This is a genomic window from Desulfosporosinus orientis DSM 765, from assembly GCF_000235605.1.
GTDB classification, from domain to species: Bacteria; Bacillota; Desulfitobacteriia; order Desulfitobacteriales; family Desulfitobacteriaceae; genus Desulfosporosinus; species Desulfosporosinus orientis.
This window is the reverse complement of the sequence record NC_016584.1, coordinates 4,091,844-4,109,360: the sequence shown is the minus strand read 5'-3', so window position 1 is coordinate 4,109,360 and position 17,517 is coordinate 4,091,844. Positions and strand designations below refer to the sequence as shown.

Sequence of the window (17,517 nt, the reverse complement as noted above, 5' to 3'; positions counted from 1 at the left end):
CTTAGTATTTAATTTACTCTAAGAAGGGAGATTTGGCCAGAGGGGTGTTTAAACAATTTGAACAAAAATGTCTAAGATGTTTAAACAAAATTGAGCAAATTGTTCTCTAACAGATAAGAAAAGGGCGTTTATGCCTGTAATTATACTGTATTTTTTTGTGCCTTCTGCAGGGATTCCAAAGGATCTGTCTAATAATAGAAACCATGATTCCATAAACATAAGAAGGAGGAAAAAAATGATTCGGAAAAAGAGTAAAGCCCTTGTTGCCATGAGCTTAGTGATGTCTGCTTTGCTTATGGTAAGCGGCTGCGGGGCGAGTAAGACATCAGAAAATGCCTCAAATGCAGCAGACAGCAAAGAACCTATCAAGATTGGTTTCCTGGGTGCCAAAACGGGTGATGTGGCAATCTACGGATTGAACACATTGAAAGGGTTGAACATGGCTGTTGAAGAACTCAACAAAGAAGGAGTTCTCGGACGTCAAGTAGAGCTGGTTGAAGAGGATAATGCAGGGCAAAAGGATCAGGCGATTAATATTACCAACAAATTAATCAGTCAGGACAAAGTTGTCGCTATTATCGGTGACCCAACTACAGGAATTACCCGGGTGGCAGGACAAATTGCCAACAGTAAAAAAACGGTTATCATGTCTGCAGGTTCAACTGGTACCAACGTCGTGGAAATTGGACCTTACGTTTTCCGGGATACTTTATTAGATACTATTGCTGCTCCGGCAACTATGAAGTACATTATTCAGGACAAAGGCTGGAAGAATGTAGCTTTGATTACTTCAAAGAACAATGATTACAGTGTATCTTTGTCAAAGATCTTTAGCGATGCTATCAAGGCTAATGGCGGAAATATCGTGATTGAAGAGTATATTCAAGATAAAGATACGGACTTTAGCGGACAAGTAACGAAGATTAAGGCCGCTAACCCTGATGTTATTGTATTCTCCGGTTATTACACTGAAGGCGCTCTTATCATGAAGAAGGCCCGTGAAGTAGGCATCCAGGCTGTTATGGTCGGAGGAGACGGACTGCAAGGGGACGATCTCATGAAAATCGGCGGAGCTGCTGTAGAAGGTTCTATCTCCTATGCAGGCTTCTCTCCGGAACAGCCCACACCCAACACAGAGAAATTCATTAATGCCTTTAAAGCAAAATATAACAATGAATTGCCTGACTTGTTTGCTGCCCAAGGTTATGATGCCTTAATGCTTATTGCTAAAGCTATCAAAGATGCCAACAGTGCGGATCCTGAAGTCTTTAAAGATACCTTGGCCAAAACCAAAAACTATGATGGTGTTTCCGGCTCCATCACCTTCCAGGAAAGCCGTGAACCCATTAAGAGTCCGGTATATTTGCTGGAAGTTAAAGACGGCAAGTTTTCCTTGCTGAAAAAGGTGCCTATCGAAGTTAAATAATATTAAAACTAAATTCACAAAATTTCTTTAAATATTAGCAGTAGCAGCACAAGGTCCTTGGACCCGTGCTGCTACAAATCATTAAGAGAAAATTAACAACCTTTATTTTCCAAAATATTTCGTTAATTCATATTATTTAAGGAGGGCGCCAAATTTGCCGATTTTAAACAATCTGATGCAGCAACTTGTTAACGGGCTCGCCCTAGGAAGCATCTATGCCCTTATTGCTTTAGGCTACACCATGGTGTACGGTATCATCGGTATGATCAATTTCGCTTATGGCGAAATCTTTATGTTTGGCGCATATGCAGGCCTAGTGATAGCCTTGACTAATTATTCCAATATATATGTAGCGTTATTAGGCGCTACAATCATAACCATGATACTTGGAGTTGTGATTGAGCGAATTGCTTATAAACCCCTTCGTCGTTCATCAAGACTTTCTGCTTTGATCAGTGCTATTGGTGTGTCCATCTTCCTATCCTCGACAATGGTCCGGCTGAAAGGACCTAATACAAGAGGGTTCCCCACACTATTTGAAAATAAGATCTATGAAATAGGAAATTTCCAGATTACTATTTACCAAATCGTCATTATTGGGGTAGCAGGTCTTATGATGCTCGGTTTACACCTCTTTGTATCCTACACCAAGATGGGCAGGGCTATGCGCGCATGTGCACAGGATCAAGATGCGGCTAGCCTCATGGGTGTGAATATTGACCGGGTAATCTCTGTTACCTTTGCTATAGGTTCCGGTTTAGCTGGAACAGCCGGGGTTTTGGCAGGTATTTATTTTAACGCGGTGCAGCCGTATATGGGGCTTATGGCTGGTCTTAAGGCCTTTGCTGCGGCAGTTCTCGGCGGAATCGGCAGTATACCTGGAGCTATGATCGGCGGACTGGTTATTGGAATGACTGAAATATTAGGTATTACAGTCAACTTATCTCAGTACAAAGATGCTTTTGCCTTTGCCATCCTAATCTTGGTGCTTTTGTTCAAGCCTTCAGGAATCCTTGGACGTAAAGCCAATAAAAAGGTTTAAGGAGGGGATGGCGATGAAGAAATTATTAAACAACTGGATTATTCAAGTCTTGCTGTTCCTGGGTGTGCTTGCTTTAACTGCTTTAGTGGCTAATTTGATCAACGATCTCATTCCTGCCTATATACTCATGGTCGTGCTGTTTATTGGTATTAATTTAATTATGGCTTTAGGCTTAAATTTAATTACAGGGGTAACAGGTCAGCTTTCTCTCGGTCATGCGGCTTTTATGAGTATCGGGGCTTATTCTTCGGCCATTGCTACCGTCAACTATCACGTTCCTTTTCTTTTAGGTGTATTAATCGGGGGTCTTGTGGCAGGCCTTTTTGGAATTATTATTGGCTTTCCGACTCTGCGTTTGACAGGCGATTATTTAGCCATTGCAACCTTAGGTTTTGCAGAGATTGTTCGGGTCCAATTTACGAATATGAAGATTACCAATGGGGCCATTGGTTTCCTTGGGATTGAAGGCTCAACAACCTTTCCGATTGTTATGACCATTGTGGTTCTGACGATCTGCGCTATGGTTTGGCTGGAAAATTCCCGTAACGGCCGGGCCATGCTGGCTATTCGGGAAGATGAGATTGCTTCATCGGCCGTTGGGATTAATACTACCCTGTATAAGATTCAGGCCTTTGCCATAGGGGCTTTTTGTGCCGGAGTCGGAGGGGCTTTATTTGCTCACACAACCACTTTTATTCAACCTACGGACTTCGGCTTTCTTAAATCCGTTGATATCTTAAATATTGTTGTTCTGGGCGGATTGGGCAGTATTCCGGGAACGATTATTGGTGCTGTGGTTCTGACGGCAGCTCCGGAAATTTTGAGACCACTGGCCAATTACCGGATGATGGTCTACGGGGTACTCTTAATTATTATCATGATCTTCCGTCCTTATGGCTTAATGGGCGGAGTCAACCTAAGGCAGGCCGTTCGCCGTGCATTTATGCTGCCTAAGAAAAAACAGGCCGGACGGGGGGAATAAGGGTGAGCTTATTATCGTTAAATAACGTAACCATCCGCTTTGGCGGTCTGACAGCAGTTGATACTGTTAACTTAGAGGTAAAACAGGGTGAAATTTTAGCCTTGATTGGCCCTAATGGAGCAGGCAAAAGTACGGTTTTTAACTTGATTACCGGAATTTATAAACCTACTGAAGGGGAAATTACCCTGGCAGGCAAGTCCCTGGCAGGAGTTCCAACCCACAAGGTCGCAGAGATGGGAATCACTCGAACCTTCCAGACCATTCGCCTGTTTACCGAGCTTTCTGTCTTGGATAATGTTAAAATCGGTGCCCACTGCAGCGGCAAAGCAGGCTTGTTTCATGCTTTGACCCGGGTACCCGGCATGAAGCGGGAAGAAGCGGAAATCACGGAGAAATCTCTGGAAGCTCTTCAATTTCTTGATTTAGTGGGAAAACGAGAGGAATTGGCTAAAAATCTGTCCTATGGTGAACAGCGGCGTTTGGAAATAGCCCGGGCTCTGGTTTCCAAGCCGAAAATTTTACTGTTGGATGAGCCTGCAGCAGGAATGAACCCTCAAGAAAAAGTAGTGCTCATGGATATGATCCGCAAAATTCGGGATACGGGCATTACGATTTTTTTGGTTGAACACGATATGAAGCTGGTCATGGGTATTTCTGAGCGAATTGCCGTACTTGATTATGGCAAGCTCATTGCAGAAGGGCTGCCTCAGGAGGTCCGCAGCAATAAAGCTGTCATCGAAGCATACTTGGGCTCCGGTAAATTCAAAAGTAGAATTCGGCGCTAAGGAGGGCCAAGACATGTTGAAGTTAGAAAAGGTTGATGTGAGCTATGGCTCAATCAAAGCGTTACATGGAATTTCTGTGGAAGTAAAAAATAGTGAAATTGTGGCCTTGATTGGTGCCAATGGAGCTGGAAAAAGTACGACCCTGCGTACAATTTCGGGACTGCTGAAGCCTTCCAGCAAAGAGAGTATCATTACTTTTAAAGATGTACAAATTCAGGGGATGCCCCCTCACAAAATTGTCGAGATGGGCCTTTCCCACGTCCCTGAAGGGCGCCGGGTTTTTCCGGAGATGTCTGTTTATGAGAATCTCCTGATGGGTGCTCACAGCCGTAAAGGCAAGCCCGGTCAAGAAGATTTCGACCGCGTTTATCACCACTTTCCCAGGCTGAAGGAAAGAATTAAACAGGTGGCAGGTACTTTATCCGGCGGAGAACAGCAAATGCTGGCTATGGGCCGGGCCCTGATGACTAGACCGGATCTGCTGATTCTGGATGAACCCAGTATGGGTTTAGCCCCTATGCTGGTGGAAGAGATTTTCCACATCATTGAAGATATTAATGCCGCCGGCACAACCATCCTCTTGGTGGAACAAAACGCCCACTTGGCTTTAGAAATCTCCCACCGGGCCTATGTTTTGGAAACCGGTGAAATCGTCCTGGAAGGTCCGGCAAGAGAACTGGCCCAAAACGAAGATATCCGCAAGGCATACCTGGGCGAATAACGTAAAACATAAGCTAATATAGGCCATTCCAATGAATTAAGGAGCGTTTCCTCAAATTTCAGGCACAGCTGAGATTGGGAGAAACGCTCCTTTTGTTATTAATCAGCGCTTTTCTACACTACTCTCCTGCGCCAGCAGTATGGAAGGCTACCCTGAAAAAAGCTTCCTGAGTAGACAGCGGGTCGGTTCTTATGTCTGGCTCTGGGGCGGAGTGCTTTTCCGCTATGTTAACTCGTGCGAAGACGGTGCTGCAAGAAGGTTTAACCCGTGCGAAGACCGTGTCTTCGTCGTTCAGCACGCATCTGCGAGTTCCACCGCTGGCTCGCTGGACGGTTCGCGAGCGTGTCCGAACCTCTGGGTATTTCTGCATGTGTGCCGCTCCTTGCCATCCTTGGCACCGCGGCATCAGTCCATCCATGGACAAGTCCTGCGGCGCGCTACCGGGACGCGAACCGTCGGCAATCGCCTTAGCGCGGCTCCACTGACGCATCCGCTGAGCAGACAAGCGCTCCTCCTGCCTGTTTGTCGGGAGTGGAAGCAGAACTTTGGGGACTCAGGTAAGGCTTCGTAGATCTTAAGCGTATTTGGCATTTTTCATCATCTGATGGTGCTGCGGCAGCGGCATGAGGGTCTACTCTGAAAAAAGCAACCCTAAAGCCCCAAAACAATCTAAAGACCCGTGGACCTGAAAGCCAGGGCGGCTTCGTCCACAGGAGCGAACCCATTGCATGGAGAGGCGGTAAAAGCCCACAAGCGGCTGCGGGGAATGCGGAGCCTGGTTAACATCAGGTATTACCCGGAGGTTTGGCGCAGCTCCTGCGGCCGCGAGTGGGCGAGCCTCGGAATGCTGCGGTGAGCGGATGTGTCGAAGCTGCCCGCCCCAGGACACAGCCTTCGTCCCCTTTTAGCCTTTAATTGTGCGTTGAGCTGGCCGCATGGGTGTGCACCCAGGAACATGGCACAAGAATTGCATATTTTAATAGACAGAAAGCTACATAACTGGGGAGTGTGTTTTATGCGAATCACCGAGCATCCAATTTTAGACTTCCTGCGTGGAGAGGAAATTTCATTTTTCTTTGATGGACAAGAGCTGAAAGGCCATGAAGGGGAAACTATTGCAGCAGCCTTGCATGCAGCCGGAGTTCGGGTTTTAGGACATAGTCAGACAAGGCATCGCCCCCGTGGCCTTTTTTGCGCCATCGGCAATTGTTCTTCTTGCCTGATGGTGGTGGACGGAGAACCCAATGTGAGAATCTGTGTGGAAAAGCTTAAGCCCGGCATGCGAGTAGAAACTCAACAGGGAAAGGGGCAGCTAAAGTGAAAGATATAGAGATTCTCATTATTGGCGGCGGTCCGGCAGGTTTGAGTGCTGCCGTTGCGGCGGCTGATTTAGGGGCAAAGGTGCTTGTTGTAGAGAGAGATGAGAAACCTGGCGGTCAACTGGTTAAACAAACCCACAAGTTCTTTGGTTCTAAAAAGCAATATGCCGGGGACCGGGGCTTCCAAATCGGCAATTTGCTTATCGAACAATGTGCTCAGAATCCTAAAATTGAAGTTTGGAACGATACAACAGCTTTAGGAATCTATGAAGACGGAGTAGTAACAGCAGAGCAGCAGGGCAGGCACCTCAAAATCAATCCTCGCAAAATTATTGTTGCTACGGGTGCCTCTGAGAAGATGATTCCTTTTCCCAATAACGATTTGCCCGGGGTTTACGGGGCCGGAGCAGTGCAGACCTTAATGAATGTACATGGGATTGTTCCCGGGCAGCGTGTGCTGATGGTCGGTGCAGGTAATATCGGCTTAATCGTTTCTTATCAACTAATGCAGGCCGGAGTGGAAATAGCAGCGATTATCGAAGCAGCACCAACCATAGGCGGTTATCTCGTTCATGCCTCCAAGGTACGACGTGCGGGAGTTCCGATTTTGACTTCCCATACTATCCGGGAAGCCTACGGTGCAGATACTGTAGAAGGTGCCATTATCTCACAACTAGATGAGAACTGGCAGCCTATATCTGGGACAGAGCAAGATTTAAAAGTGGATGTTATCTGCTTGGCTGTCGGCTTAAGCCCCTTAACAGAACTATGTTTCCAAGCCGACTGCCGGATGAAATATGTGCCGGAGCTTTCCGGGCATGTTCCTATCAGAAACGAATCAATGGAAACCACTCGTCCGGGACTCTATGTTGCTGGGGATGTCAGCGGAGTTGAAGAAGCCAGTTCGGCTATGGTGGAAGGCCGCTTAGCAGGTATCTGCGCGGCATACAGCCTTGGTTATGGTGAGGATCTGGCTCCGAAGCTGCAAAGGGAGGCTCAGGCAGAGTTAAGGGAACTCCGCTCCGGTCCCGCGGGACAAAAGACCCTTGCCGGATTAGCTAAATTAATGGAAAAGGGGGAGGCGGCATGTTAAAGAAGACGGGAGTTCCCACAACTGAAGATATAAAGGCTGTTTCTCCCAGCCAAGAACGCTTAAACAAAGGTCCGGTTGCCGTCATTGAGTGCTTCCAGGAGATTCCTTGCAATCCCTGCACAGAATCCTGCAAACAAGGGGCAATTCAGCCAATGGCAGACATTAACGATTTGCCGAAGCTGGACCCCGAAAAATGCAACGGCTGCGGTGTTTGTCTCAGCCGCTGTCCGGGATTAGCTATTTTCATAGTCGACGGCTCCTTTAGTGATGAGGAAGCCATTGTCAGAATTCCTTTCGAATATCTGCCTGTCCCGCAAGTGGGAGAAGAGGTTATGGGCTTAAACCGCTCCGGGGAAGAACTGGGGATTTTTAAAGTCAATAAAGTCCAGTCGGGGGGCCAGAAAAACAAAACATACACAATATGGTTAGTTGTTCCCAAAGAACTGGCCATGGAAGTGCGTAGTATACGTTTGGGAGGAGTCCGTCATGGAAACTAAAGATGTGGTTATTTGCCGGTGTGAAGATATTACCCTGGACGAAATTCAGGATCTGATCAAGGAAGGGTACCGAACCATTGATGAGATTAAGCGTGTGCTGCGTGCCGGAATGGGCCCTTGCCAAGGACGAACTTGTCGGATGTTAATTGCCCAAGAATTAGCAAAGTTTTATGGCATTCCTGTGGGAGACGTTTTAATGCCGACTTTTCGCCCTACAGTGAAGCCGGTTAAGCTGGGCACATATGCGGAGGGTGAGTAGAGTGCAAAAGATAGCAAATGTTGTGATCATCGGCGGAGGAATTACCGGCTGTGCAGCTGCCTATGAACTGGCCCTGCGCGGGGTTAAGGACATAGTGGTTATTGAAAAACAATACCTGTCTTCCGGAGCAACGGGGCGCTGTGGGGCTGGAGTCCGCCAGCAATGGGGAACGGAAACCAACGCCATACTGGCCAGAGACAGTGTGAAACGCTTTGAGAGTATGAACGAAGAGCTTGAATATGATCGGGATATTGAATTTAAGCAAGGCGGCTATCTGATGGTTTCCTATACGGAAAAGGAATGGGAGCAATACAAAAAAAATGTTGCCGTCCAGCATAGCCTGGGGATTCCCACGAAAATGATTACTCCCCAGGAAGCCTTGGAAATTGTCCCTCATTTAAACACAAAGGGCTTGATCGGAGCCACTTTCTGCCATTCAGACGGGCATGCCAACCCTTTTCATGTGGTTGATGCTTATTATAAAGCTGCCGCCAGGCTGGGAGTGAAGTTTGAAACCTACACTTCGGTTACCGGTATCAAGCTGGAAAAAGGCAAAGTAACTGGGGTTAAGACTTCGAATGGGGATATCTTTGCCCAAACAGTGATCAATGCCTGTGGTTACGCTGCGGGACAAATTTGTGACATGGTTGGTTTTAAGCTTCCTCTTTATCCCCAGCGTCATCAGGCCTTAGTCACTGAACCTGTGGAGCCTTGTCAGGATCCCATGGTCATTTCACTCCATCATCGCTTATACTGCCAGCAGACCCCCCACGGCAGTTTTGTTATGGGTGTGGGAGATCCTAATGAACCTAAAGATTTTAATATTCAATCCAGCTGGCAGTTCCTGGAGGATGTGGCTCGTCAAGCCACAACAGTGTTGCCTTTGCTGAAAAATCTCCGTGTGGTTCGTCAATGGTCCGGTCTCTATGATATGAGTCCGGATGCCAATCCGATTTTGGATGAAGTTCCCGGTGCTAAAGGAATGTGGGTGGCCGCTGGGTTCAGTGGTCATGGTTTCATGGTTGCCCCACAGACAGCAGTCTTGTTAGTCCAGAAAATATTGGGACAAGAATGTTTCATGCCCATCGAACGATTTAGTCTGGATCGTTTCAGCGGCGGCAAGCTGGACCTGGAGTCCGCCGTCGTCTAATCTCAATTTATAAATTGGAGGAATAGAAATGAACAACGCTTATTTTCAAATTAAAGTTCCGGAAAATGAACCAATTAAAAGCTACCTGCCGGGGTCTCCTGAACGCCTTGCTTTAAAAGCAGAATTGGATAGACAAACAGCCAATCCCATTGAGGTACCTATCATTGTTGGCGGCAAAGAATATCGTACTGAGCATAAAGGAAAAATGATCTGCCCCCATGACCACCAAACAGTGCTTGGCGAATATTCCATAGCGGGTGAAAAAGAGCTGCTTATGGCCATCGAAGCAGCTGAAGCAGCCAAAGTGGAATGGGAAAACATGCCTTGGGAGCATAGAGCGACAATATTCTTGAAGGCTGCCGATTTATTGACGGGTAAGTACAGAGCCAAATTATCCGCTTCTTGTATGCTGGGTCAAAGCAAAAACCTTTTTCAAGCAGAAATTGATGTTATCTGTGAATTAGCAGATTTTCTCCGTTTTAATCCATACTACGTCCAAGAAATTTACAAACAGCAGCCCAACAACTCTGCCGGGGTTTGGAACCGTGTTGAATATCGTGCTTTAGATGGTTTTGTAGCGGCCATCACGCCCTTTAACTTTACAGCCATCGGCGGCAACCTGGCCACCGCTCCTGCTATGGTGGGCAATACGGTTTTATGGAAGCCATCTTCAACGGCAGTACTTTCCAACTACTATGTTATGCAAATTCTTATGGAAGCAGGGCTGCCCGCCGGAGTCATTAACTTCGTGCCTTGCCGGGGAGTTGACTTTGGTAAAGTGGTCATCAACCATCCTAAGATGGCAGGATTCCATTTTACAGGTTCAACCAGTGTCTTTAACGGTATTTGGAAACAAGTGGGTGACAATATTTCCAACTACGTCACTTATCCCCGCCTGGTCGGTGAGACCGGCGGCAAAGACTTTATCTTTGCTCATGAATCGGCAGATATTGAAGCGCTGACCTGTTCCATTATTCTGGGTGCTTTCGAATACCAAGGACAGAAGTGTTCTGCGGCATCCCGCGCCTATGTTCCCGAAAGCCTCTGGGGCCAATTAAAAGTACGTCTGGAAGAAGAAATCGCCAAGATAAAAGTGGGGGATGTTCGGGACTTTAGCAATCTTATGAATGCGGTGATTGATCAGAACTCCTTTAAAAATATCCAAAGCTACCTGGACTATGTCAAAGCATCCGAGGATGGTGAAATTATCATTGGCGGCGGCACGGAGGACAAAGTAGGCTACTTTGTAGAGCCTACGGTTATCCTGGCCAAGACACCCACATTTAAAACCATGGTGGAAGAAATCTTTGGACCGGTGCTGACGGTTTATGTCTATCCTAATGACAAATTCGAAGAAACCTTAGAGTTATGTGATACTTCTACAGTCTATGGCTTGACAGGTTCCATCTTCGCTCAAGACAGGGCGGCCATTGTTAAAATGTCCCAAGCCCTGGATCATGCGGCAGGCAACTTCTATATTAATGACAAACCTACCGGTGCAGTAGTGGGACAACAGCCTTTCGGCGGCAGCCGCGGCTCAGGAACCAATGACAAAGCCGGCAGTGCCGTTAACTTATCCCGCTGGATGAGCCAGCGCACAATTAAGGAGACCTTGGTTCCACGCACCGAAGTTAGCTATCCCTACATGGTGGAAAAGTGAAATTTCACAGAAATCTAAAGGATAATTAAGATGAGTTAGGGTCTAGTTACAGGAAACGGCGGCAGCAAACTTGAAAAAGTTTCGCTGCGCCGTTTTTTGCTGGAGGAACTGGCAAGTGAGCGGAGAATTTATGGTTACATGGAAACTGAATTTAGTCCATGAAGCAGGAGTGGGAAAAATTGCTGACAGGCATGATTTTTAACATTATGAAATATTCCATCCATGATGGCCCAGGTATTCGCACAACGGTATTTCTTAAGGGATGTCCTCTCAAATGTCTCTGGTGTCATAATCCCGAGGGGCAGAAGTATGGCCAAGAATTAATCTGCCGGCCTGAACGGTGTATTGGCTGCGGTCAATGTTTGGAAACCTGCGCTAAGGGAGCAATACTCTTTCATCAGGAAAAACTAAGGTATTTTAGGGAGAATTGCTCAGTCTGCGGACAATGCAGTTTGGTATGCCCTGCCGGGGCCAGAGAACTGGTAGCTAAGACCATGTCCGTAAAGGAAGTTATGACCGAAATTGAGAAAGACATCATTTTCTACGATGAGTCCGGAGGAGGGGTTACTTTTTCCGGAGGGGAAGCTTTAATGCAGCCCGAATTTCTTTTGGAAATCCTTAAGGAGTGCCGGAAAAAAGAAATCCACACGGCTATTGAGACCTGTGGCTTTGTTAAACTTGAAGTTTTGGCGAAGCTTAAAGATTATGTGGATCTTTTTTTGTTTGACATTAAGCATATGAACAGCCGGAAACATCAGGAGTTAACGGGAGTTCCCAATGAACTTATTCTAGCCAACTTAACTTGGCTGGCCGAAAACCATGCCAATGTCATCCTTAGGCTGGCAGTAATTCCCGGTATGAATGATGAGGAGGCTGGTCTGGATCAATTAGGGGAGTTTGTAAAGTCCTTAAAGAGTATTCAGGAAGTTCATTGTCTCCCTTACCATCAGGCAGGTGTGGAAAAATACCGGCGCTTGGGGCTTGACTATCCGTTGTTGGATCTCCAGCCTCCCGGTGATGATTATATGGCAGAGATAAAGAAGAGGCTGGAGCAGTATGGTTTGAAGGTTAGCATCGGAGGATAATCCGGATTAGGGCGCTAAGGTTTACTTTTTATCTTCCCACCAGCCAAAGGCGATAAGAGCTTCGTAGGAATCAATAGCCGGCTCCAGGGCGGATAAAAAGAGAACCAAGTTGCCTCCTGAAGGGAAAATCAATTTTCCGTCTTCTTCACTGACCAGGGTTGTGCCCGGGGGAACGATCCGGTCGAAAACATTGACTCCGCCGCTGGGAACATCACTGACATTTTCCTGATAACGAATTTCCACCTTGGGAACAGGGGGTTTGAGCAGAGCTGTGTCAGAAGGGCTGAATTTTGTTGATTTGCTGCCTGTGCCGGGCGGAGTGGTATTGAACCACAATTGGGCTAAGATGGGAGCGTTGGAAAAGTTGGAAATGGTATAGACGTTGGCAAACAGATTGACACCTGAGTCAGTGGGATTGAACAATCCTCCCCAAGCGTTAGTTGTATTGCTGAAGATTAATGATTCTGTCTGGCCGACAAAATATTTGCCTTGTTGAGATTTATAAAGGGTATTGGGAATACTGACAACTTCTAACAATTTTTTCGGGAGGCAAATGGTGTCCCAAAGATTCAGCATGGTACATACCTCTTTCAGCTTATTATTTTGATATATTATATTGGGCTTGGTTTACATAGGTTCTATTGTGTTGTCCCTATAAACAAAGGAGTGAAGATAGTATGAATGATCGAGTAACTAAGCTTAGGCAAAACAGCCTGGAGACGGAAGCCTATATCTCAGGGGAAAGAGCGGAGCTGATGACAGAATTCTACCGTTCGTCAGGAAAAACTTCAGTTCCTGTTCAGCGGGCTTTAGCCTTTAAATATATGTTGGAACATAAAGAAATCTGTATTAACGAGGGAGAGTTAATTGTAGGAGAGCGAGGACCGGCTCCCAAGGCTACCTATACTTACCCGGAACTCTGCTGCCATAGTTTGGAGGACTTGGATATTCTAAATTCCCGCCCTAAAATCGCTTTCAAAGTCAGCCCGGAAATTCGCAGGGCTTATGCAGATAAGATTATCCCTTATTGGCAGGGCAACTCCATGCGGGATATGATCTTTGTGGAAATGTCTCCAGAGTGGAAAGCAGCCTATGATGCCGGAATCTTTACTGAGTTCATGGAACAGAGAGCACCTGGGCACACGGTGCTGGACGATAAAATATATCGCCTGGGCTTCCTAGATCTGCTGGCTAAAATCCAGGAGCATTTAGATAAGCTGGATTACCTGCTGGATAGGGAAGCCTATGAAAAGCAGGAAGAGTTAAAAGCCATGGCCATTTGTGCTCAGGCTATCATCCGTTTTGCCCAGCGGCACGCCGAGAAAGCCCGGGAGCTGGCTCAGGCTGAAACTGACGAGGCCCGACGGAAAGAACTGGAGAGGATTGCTGACGTCTGCACTCATGTCCCGGCCAACCCTCCCCGGGATTTCTGGGAAGCGCTGCAGGCCTATTGGTTTGTCCATTTAGGAGTGATCATTGAACTGAATACCTGGGATGCTTTTAGTCCAGGACGACTGGACCAGCATTTGTATCCTTTCTATAAAAAAGGTCTGGCTGAGGGGACTTTAGATGAGGAGCAGGCCCGAGAACTCCTCCAGTGCTTTTGGGTGAAATTCAATAACCAGCCTGCCCCGCCTAAAGTAGGGGTCACAGCTGCGGAAAGCGGAACCTATACGGATTTTGCCAATATCAACAGCGGCGGCCTGCAGGCCAATGGGGCTGACGGGGTCAACGATGTTACCTATCTTGTCTTAGATGTTATCGATGAAATGCGGCTTTTGCAGCCCAGCTCCAACATTCAGCTGAGCAAGAAAAATCCGGATCGCTTCCTGAAGCGGGCGGCGCGAATTATTCGCAAAGGCTGGGGCCAGCCCTCCGTCTTTAATGCCGACACGGTGGTGGAAGAGCTCCTGCGCCAGGGGAAATCCATTGAGGATGCCCGGCAGGGTGGGACCAGCGGCTGTGTGGAGACTGGGGCCTTTGGCAAAGAAAGCTATATTTTAACAGGGTATTTTAACCTGCCGAAAATTCTCGAATTAGTGCTTCATGATGGCTTAGATCCCCGGACCGGGCAGCAGCTGGGGATTAAAACAGGAGATCCCCGGACATTCCAATCCTTTGAGGAGCTCTTTGCAGCATTTAAGGAGCAGGTTCATTACTTCATGGACATAAAGATTAAAGGCAGCAATATTATTGAACGCCTTTATGCTGCTTACATGCCGGCGCCTTTCCTTTCTCTCTTAATTGATGACTGTATTGCTAAAGGCCAGGATTACAACGCCGGCGGCGCCCGCTACAACACCAGCTATGTTCAGGGGGTGGGCTTAGGGAGTCTGACGGATAGTTTAAGCAGTATTAAATATCATGTCTTTACGGAGAAACGACTGGGGATGGACCAGCTCCTTAAGGCCTTGGACTCGGATTTTTCCGGGCAGGAAGCGGTGCGCCAGCTCCTCATTAATAAAACGCCCCACTTCGGTAATGATCATGACTTCGCCGATGAGATCATGGCGGAGATTTTCAATGCCTACTATGCTGAGGTCAATGGCCGGCCCAATACTAAAAGCGGTTTTTACCGGGTCAATATGCTGCCTACCACCTGCCATGTTTATTTTGGCTCAGTAATGGGGGCCTCGGCTGAGGGGCGGAGAGCCGGGGAACCCCTCTCGGAAGGCATATCTCCTGTTCAGGGAATGGACCTTTTGGGCCCTACGGCGGTGATTAAATCCGCCGCCAAGCTGGATCATTCCCGGACAGGAGGGACCTTGCTGAACATGAAGTTCACCCCTCAAGTCCTGGAGGGGGAAGAGGGCCTGGATAAACTGGCTCAGCTGGTCCGCTCCTATTTCAAACTGGGAGGACATCATATTCAGTTTAACGTTGTCAGCGCCAAGACCCTGCGGGCCGCTCAGGCTGAACCGGAAAAGTACCGGGATTTGATTGTGCGGGTGGCAGGTTACAGTGATTATTTCTGTGATCTGAGTGAAGCCCTGCAGGAGGAGATTATCAACAGGACAGAGCATACGGGGTTTTAAGGGGCTGCAGTCAGTTTAAATGAGGTATTCCTCACATGCTTAGGACTGGCCGCATATCCTGAAATAAGCAGGAGAAAGGCCAGCAGGTCGGCAGCATTATGAGGATATCCAAATTCGTCAGCGCTGACGAATTTGACCTGGAACCCAGGGGGGCTCCTTCCGGGGATTTGGGAAGAATAGCCCTTGCAGTTATAGCAAAACTAAAACTTGAGGTGTTTATTAATATTATCAAAAGCAGTGCTAAAAGCCCGTTTCCTTAAGGAGACGGGCTTTTAGCACTGCTCTGAAAAAGACCCAAGACTACGCATCAAAAAGAATCCGTGGACCCGAAAGCAAGGGCAACTTCGTCCACACGAGCGAACCCATTGCATGGCCTCATTTAAACTTTTAACTTTTTTGTAACTATTATTAATATCTCTGTAAAAAACCCTGGCCAGATTTAGTGTATTGTAGAAGTAACGCGAGAGAGCGATTTTAATTTGACATGGACAAGATGGAGAGAGAGGAAGGGAGAAACATGTCCAAAATAAAAATTTTAGGCAGCGTAATATTTCTAGTCTGCTTTTTAGTTTTCACAGTAATAGGAGTAGGTATGTTTCCCCATTGGAGCAAGGCAACCCAAACAAATGAGAGAACAGCGGTTCAGCTGAAGGATTCCCCAGCGGGGGATAAGGCTGGAGAGAGAGTTGAACCCTCTTCTGTCTCCCTGGATTCTCAGCCTCTCTCCCAGGACTATCCGGAAGAGCCGGCTCCTGCTCAAGTGGCGGACAGCCTTCCCCCAGCAGAAGCTGAAGAAGTGGTTTCCCCAGCTGTGGAACCTCAGCCTGGGACGGAACCATCAGAGGAAGTTTTAGATCAGAATCCTGTCAATTCCGAATCACCCTCGAAGGTTATTGCCGCAAATACACAGCCTGAAGAATTAGCTCCAACCCCTTTGCCAGGTACTCCTGATACCCCTGTTCATCCCTACTATGATGAAGCAGGCAACCCGCCCACAGCCCCGGGGCTGGCTATGCGGGAGCGGCGCTTCAATCCTGAAGAGGGCAAGATGGCTTACTTAACCTTTGATGACGGTCCTTATCCCAGTACAACCCCTAAAATCCTTGCTATTTTAGCTGAGGAAAATGTCCGCGCCACTTTTTTTGACCTGGGCAAGCAAGCGGAGCTTTACCCTGATTTGCTCAAAGCTGAGTATGAACAGAATCATGCCATAGGCAATCATACCTATTCCCATAACATGGCTGAAGTTTACATGAGTCCTCAGGACTTTTTGGCCGACGTCAAAAAAGCTGAGGAAATATTCTATCAGACCATTGGCATAAGGCCGCAAATAGTTCGTGCGCCTGGCGGAACCGTGGGACATTTCAATATCAACTATTTTAATGCTGTTGACGCCGAGGGTTACTTGATGGAGGACTGGAATGTTGATCCGGGAGATACCAGAGTTCATTTAATGCCGGCAGACCAGCTGGTGCAGCAAGTGGAAGAACAAATTCAAGGGAAGGAACGAGTGGTCATCTTGCTGCATGATCTGGCAGGCAAGGATACAACCATTGAAGCACTGCCTAAGATTATTAAAATTCTAAAAGACCAAGGCTTCTCCTTTGGGGTACTGGATCCCCATGTTAGGCCGGTTGTTTTTCCTGCAGGGTTAACCCAATAAGATAATTATGAAAAATTGCTGGGATTCGCTCATTTTCCTAGAAAATAGTTTAGAATAGTATTAACGAGCCCTTGCAAAATACTATTCGACGGAGTGGTCAGATGAATGATGAAAAAGTGAAAGTGCTGGTCGTGGAAGATGAAGAATCTATCCGGCGCTTTATTACCCTTAATTTAAGCGCAGCCGGTTACTTGGTGAGTGATACGGCCACTGGTGAAGATGCCCTGGCTATGCTGAAGACCTTTGTTCCCAAAGTTGTTGTGCTGGACCTGATGCTGCCGGGAATCAGCGGCTTGGAAGTTTGCCAGCAAATCAGGGAAACCATTCCCGAAACCTTCGTGATTATGCTCACGGCCAAAGGTCAGGATACAGATAAAATTTTGGGACTGGAATTAGGGGCCGATGATTACATGGTCAAACCTTTTAACCCCTTGGAATTAATAGCTCGAATTAAAGCCATCCTGCGGCGGGGGATGAATATTAGAGTCAGCAAAGAAGTGTACAAATGCGGGGATTTAAGCCTGGATATTACAGCTAATAAACTTTATAAAAATGACCAAGAAGTAGAGCTGACTCCCATTGAGTTTGCTTTACTGAAAGTATTTATGAAAAATCCTGGGAGGGCACTCAAACGGGAAGAAATGCTGAATACTGTTTGGGGTGATGATTATTTTGGAGATACCAAAACCTTGGATGTCCACATTAGGCGCTTACGGGAAAAAATTGAGGACGAGCCTTCGCAGCCGAAATATATTAAGACCATCTGGGGTTCCGGCTATCGCTGGCAGCAGGAATCATAG

17 protein-coding genes are annotated in these 17,517 nt (G+C 47.1%); 16 read left to right on the top strand and 1 reads right to left on the bottom strand.

All coding sequences use genetic code 11. The features are described 5' to 3' along the window. Positions 1–235: 235 nt before the first annotated feature. The 12 genes from DESOR_RS19175 to DESOR_RS19115 all read left to right on the top strand — a co-directional run bounded on the left by DESOR_RS19175 (position 236) and on the right by DESOR_RS19115 (position 12,019). Entirely contained in the window at positions 236–1,426 is a 1,191-nt protein-coding gene (locus DESOR_RS19175; protein ID WP_014186243.1) for an ABC transporter substrate-binding protein, read from the top strand. A gap of 154 nt (positions 1,427–1,580) precedes the next feature. Further along, positions 1,581–2,468 (top strand): branched-chain amino acid ABC transporter permease, encoded by an 888-nt coding sequence (locus DESOR_RS19170; protein ID WP_014186242.1) that lies wholly within the window; start codon positions 1,581–1,583, stop codon positions 2,466–2,468. A 13-nt stretch (positions 2,469–2,481) separates the two neighbouring features. After that, entirely contained in the window at positions 2,482–3,450 is a 969-nt protein-coding gene (locus tag DESOR_RS19165) for a branched-chain amino acid ABC transporter permease (RefSeq protein WP_014186241.1), read from the top strand. A gap of 2 nt (positions 3,451–3,452) precedes the next feature. Further along, the gene (locus DESOR_RS19160) at positions 3,453–4,235 is read left to right on the top strand and encodes an ABC transporter ATP-binding protein (RefSeq protein WP_014186240.1); all 783 of its coding nucleotides are present in this window, start codon (positions 3,453–3,455) and stop codon (positions 4,233–4,235) included. A gap of 13 nt (positions 4,236–4,248) precedes the next feature. Further along, positions 4,249–4,956, top strand: a complete 708-nt coding sequence (locus tag DESOR_RS19155; RefSeq protein ID WP_014186239.1) for an ABC transporter ATP-binding protein — start codon at positions 4,249–4,251, stop codon at positions 4,954–4,956. A 1,015-nt stretch (positions 4,957–5,971) separates the two neighbouring features. Further along, complete coding sequence (locus DESOR_RS19145; RefSeq protein ID WP_014186237.1) at positions 5,972–6,277, top strand: (2Fe-2S)-binding protein; 306 nt, start codon at positions 5,972–5,974, stop codon at positions 6,275–6,277. Beyond that, entirely contained in the window at positions 6,274–7,368 is a 1,095-nt protein-coding gene (locus tag DESOR_RS19140; RefSeq protein ID WP_014186236.1) for an NAD(P)/FAD-dependent oxidoreductase, read from the top strand. The genes DESOR_RS19145 and DESOR_RS19140 overlap by 4 nt, the downstream gene beginning before the upstream one ends. Next, entirely contained in the window at positions 7,362–7,865 is a 504-nt protein-coding gene (locus tag DESOR_RS19135; protein WP_014186235.1) for a 4Fe-4S dicluster domain-containing protein, read from the top strand. Before DESOR_RS19140 ends, DESOR_RS19135 begins: the two co-directional genes overlap by 7 nt. Continuing rightward, positions 7,855–8,124 carry a (2Fe-2S)-binding protein gene (locus DESOR_RS19130; RefSeq protein WP_014186234.1) on the top strand — a complete coding sequence of 90 codons (270 nt, stop codon included), beginning with the start codon at positions 7,855–7,857 and terminating at the stop codon, positions 8,122–8,124. Before DESOR_RS19135 ends, DESOR_RS19130 begins: the two co-directional genes overlap by 11 nt. A 1-nt stretch (position 8,125) precedes the next feature. Continuing rightward, on the top strand, positions 8,126–9,274 hold the full coding sequence (locus DESOR_RS19125; RefSeq protein ID WP_014186233.1) for an NAD(P)/FAD-dependent oxidoreductase: 1,149 nt from the start codon (positions 8,126–8,128) through the stop codon (positions 9,272–9,274). 28 nt (positions 9,275–9,302) lie between these two features. Then, a complete protein-coding gene (pruA, locus tag DESOR_RS19120) occupies positions 9,303–10,934 on the top strand; it encodes an L-glutamate gamma-semialdehyde dehydrogenase (protein ID WP_014186232.1) in 1,632 nt (543 codons plus the stop codon). 158 nt (positions 10,935–11,092) lie between these two features. Beyond that, positions 11,093–12,019 carry a glycyl-radical enzyme activating protein gene (locus tag DESOR_RS19115; protein WP_042331428.1) on the top strand — a complete coding sequence of 309 codons (927 nt, stop codon included), beginning with the start codon at positions 11,093–11,095 and terminating at the stop codon, positions 12,017–12,019. Positions 12,020–12,040: 21 nt separating this feature from the next. Here the strand turns inward: DESOR_RS19115 and DESOR_RS19110 are convergent, their stop codons facing one another. Further along, positions 12,041–12,595: a DUF6143 family protein gene (locus DESOR_RS19110; protein ID WP_014186230.1), complete on the bottom strand. Its 555-nt coding sequence runs from the start codon at positions 12,593–12,595 to the stop codon at positions 12,041–12,043. A 101-nt stretch (positions 12,596–12,696) separates the two neighbouring features. On the opposite strand from DESOR_RS19110, the gene hypD reads away from it, so the two are divergent. From hypD to DESOR_RS19095, 4 genes are all read left to right on the top strand, one after another. Continuing rightward, entirely contained in the window at positions 12,697–15,054 is a 2,358-nt protein-coding gene (hypD, locus tag DESOR_RS19105) for a trans-4-hydroxy-L-proline dehydratase (protein WP_014186229.1), read from the top strand. 98 nt (positions 15,055–15,152) lie between these two features. Continuing rightward, positions 15,153–15,314: a hypothetical protein gene (locus DESOR_RS29475; RefSeq protein ID WP_014186228.1), complete on the top strand. Its 162-nt coding sequence runs from the start codon at positions 15,153–15,155 to the stop codon at positions 15,312–15,314. Between the two features lie 257 nt (positions 15,315–15,571). After that, a complete protein-coding gene (locus DESOR_RS19100) occupies positions 15,572–16,717 on the top strand; it encodes a polysaccharide deacetylase family protein (RefSeq protein ID WP_014186227.1) in 1,146 nt (381 codons plus the stop codon). A gap of 101 nt (positions 16,718–16,818) precedes the next feature. Then, positions 16,819–17,517 (top strand): response regulator transcription factor, encoded by a 699-nt coding sequence (locus DESOR_RS19095; RefSeq protein ID WP_014186226.1) that lies wholly within the window; start codon positions 16,819–16,821, stop codon positions 17,515–17,517.